The following is a 2,923-nucleotide window of genomic DNA, read 5'->3' as shown; positions in this document are numbered from 1 at the left end:
TCCTCTACACTAACTTGTGTAGAGTCTTTAATATCTTTTTTAAATCTATCTTCTAAAACTTCTAAACTTTCTCCTAAAATTAAGATACTCATTTCAAAATTTTGATACATACTTCTATAATCAAAGTTCGCTGTTCCTAAAAACCCAATCTCTCCATCTACAAGAACCATTTTACTATGAATAAACCCTTCATTATATTTATAAACTTGAGCTCCTTTTTCTATTAACTCTCCATAAAAGTTTTGATTTGCCCAATATACAAATGCATGATCTCCTACTGACGGAATATTAATCTTAACTTCTACTCCTGACATTAAAGCCATTTTTAAAGCATCTAATATTGGTTCATCAGGTATAAAATATGGAGTTTGTATATATATACACCTCTCTGCTTTTAGTATTAGTGACAAAAATGTATCTTTTATTGTATGATATTCATAATTAGGCCCAGAACTTACAATTTGAATGGGAGTTGCCTTATAATTTTTCAACTCTAAAACTGGTTTTTCAAAGATTTTATTTTTATCTTTTTGTAAAAACTTCCAGCTTCTTTCAAACTCATGTAAATAGTCTGTTACAGCCTCTCCTCGTATTTTAAAACCAATGTCTTGCCACTTCCCCAGTCTTCCTTTACCAATATAGTCCTTACCTATATTTAGACCTCCTGAGAAGCATACCTTGTTATCTATCACAGTTGTTTTTCTATGATCTCTATAATTAGCTCTTAAATTTCCTATTTTTATAAAAGGAAAATATGATGGGAAAAATATTTCAAACTTTATACCTGCCTTTGAAAGTTCCTCTCTTCTTTCTTTTCCAACTCCTCTTGTTCCTGCTCCATCTACAATAATTTTAATCTCTAGCCCATTTTTTGCCTTTTCCAAAAGAATATCATATATTGGCTTTCCCACTTCATCATCATCAAAAATAAAATACTCCATATAAATACTTCTTTCAGCCTCCATTAAAGATAGCTTTAAATTTACAAAGAAATCTATTGGTTCATTAAAAAATGTAAAATGATTATTATGAGTCATCTCTCCTAATAATACACTATCTAAATACTTACTTAAACTTTCCCATTTTTTTAAACTAGGTAAATTCATTTCATTTTCTTTTTTAGAATATCCCTTCCTATTTTTTATATAGTATTTTTCAAGAGCTCTTCTCTTTTTAAAACTAACACCAAAAAATAGATACATAATAAATCCAAAATATGATGTTAATAAAAGTATCGTTATCCAAAAAAGTGTAAATACTGGTCTTTTTCTCTCTAAAAAAATAACTACACAAGCAAAAATAATATTGATTAAAACTAAGTAATCCTTTAAAATAATAAAAACTTCCCTCACTAAACCACCTCTTTTTCTTAAAAAAAAGAAGAGTCGAAACTCTTCTTTTTACTTGAATTTCAAATCTAACTCTCTACAGTTATCATCCATTCCTTTTCCATTTGAAAATTCTTTTTTCATTTTTTTAATAAACATTCCCATTTCATCAGCACTTCCCACTATTCTATTGAATATAGCTAAGTACTCAGTTATTACAGGATTATCTATATCGTAAGGATATCTCATTAAATGATCTATCTCACTCCATGCTTCTTCAAATACTGTTCTTACTTGGATTTCAACTAAAGCTTCATCTTTTTTTGTAATTGGAACTCCCACTAAATAATGGATCGATCTATATCCATGATCCCTTACAATTATTTCACAATTTAAATCTTGAATGTTGTTTTTAAGATCTGGAATATTATAGTCTCCTCTTCTTATATTAATTTGAGGAGTTTCTTTTGTATCCCACAATTTTGTGATCTCTCCATGAATACATTTCCAATCATCTTTAAATAAATGAAGAACTCTAATTCCTATTAAATCTGTTACGATCTCTTTATAATTGTTTACAGTTATTCCTCTTTCAGAATATTTTTTGCCTTTTCTTATTATCTTTTCTATTAAGTGAATTGGTCTCTTCACTCTTCTTCTTACTGAGTGTACTCCCTCTGTATCAATTAATTTAGACAAAATGTGCTCTGCTTCTTTTTCTAAATAAGGTACAAGTTCTGTATAGTCTTCATAAATCTTTATTAGTTCTTCCCAATTTAGTTCTGTAGATTTAAAATATTCATCTGTTATTCCAAAACTTTTAAAAAATTCTTCCCTATTTATCTTAACATCTAACATTTGCACTAGCACCTCTTTACTTATTTTTTAAGTATCTTTTCTATTTTCACTTTACAAGTTTTTTTATACCCTATAATTTTTTCATCTTGAATCTCTTTACTAGATATTGGAGATGTCTCTATAATTTCTAGTAAATCATAATCATTTCCTTTTATTTCATGAATGTTTTTTATTATTAAAGTATCTCCTATATTAAGGTTTTCTACCTTACTAAGTTTTATATTAATCCATGTACTCATATCTTTTTCTTGTTCTTTTAAAAATAGTAAAGCTAAAGAATAAAAAGAATTTTCCTCTTGCAACAATTTTTCTTTTCCTATTTTTTGTAAATTAAAAATCTCTTCTTCTAATAAACTTAATTTCATTATTTCTATTCTATTTTCAAAAGATATTTTCCCAGTTAAGAATCTTCCCTTTAAATCTATAGTGTTTCCTGTAAAAATATTTTTTAATAAATTCACATTAAATATAAATCTTTTTAAATTATTATTTTTATATATTTTATAGTAATAATTATTTAAAATTGGTTTAAAACTTCCGTCTTTTTTCAGTTCAATTTCTAAGCCCACTTTAAACTCTCTATTTTTTATTTCATAAAATTTTCTTCCATTTATCTCTATTATTTTGCTTTGACATCCTTTTAAAAGAATATCATTTATATTTATATCGGTAATTCCAAATGTTTTAAGTAAAATAGAATTATCTAAACTCCTTATTGTTGAAACTTCTAAAGGTAA

The 2,923-nt window shown here is 26.4% G+C and carries 2 protein-coding genes and 1 pseudogene; all 3 read right to left on the bottom strand.

Annotation, left to right across the window (positions count from 1 at the left end):
- On the bottom strand, positions 1 to 1,352 hold a 1,352-nt coding region (gene cls / locus Q0V09_RS10005), incomplete at its 3' end, for a cardiolipin synthase (protein ID WP_297489137.1).
- Positions 1,353 to 1,400: 48 nt separating this feature from the next.
- Positions 1,401 to 2,186, bottom strand: a complete 786-nt coding sequence (locus Q0V09_RS10000) for a GTP pyrophosphokinase (RefSeq protein WP_297489139.1) — start codon at positions 2,184 to 2,186, stop codon at positions 1,401 to 1,403.
- 20 nt (positions 2,187 to 2,206) lie between these two features.
- Positions 2,207 to 2,923, bottom strand: a pseudogene (locus Q0V09_RS09995) (hypothetical protein); the annotation flags it as partial.

It is taken from the genome of uncultured Cetobacterium sp., assembly GCF_947039425.1.
Classification (GTDB): domain Bacteria; phylum Fusobacteriota; class Fusobacteriia; order Fusobacteriales; family Fusobacteriaceae; genus Cetobacterium_A.
This window is presented reverse-complemented; position numbering and strand designations above follow the sequence as displayed.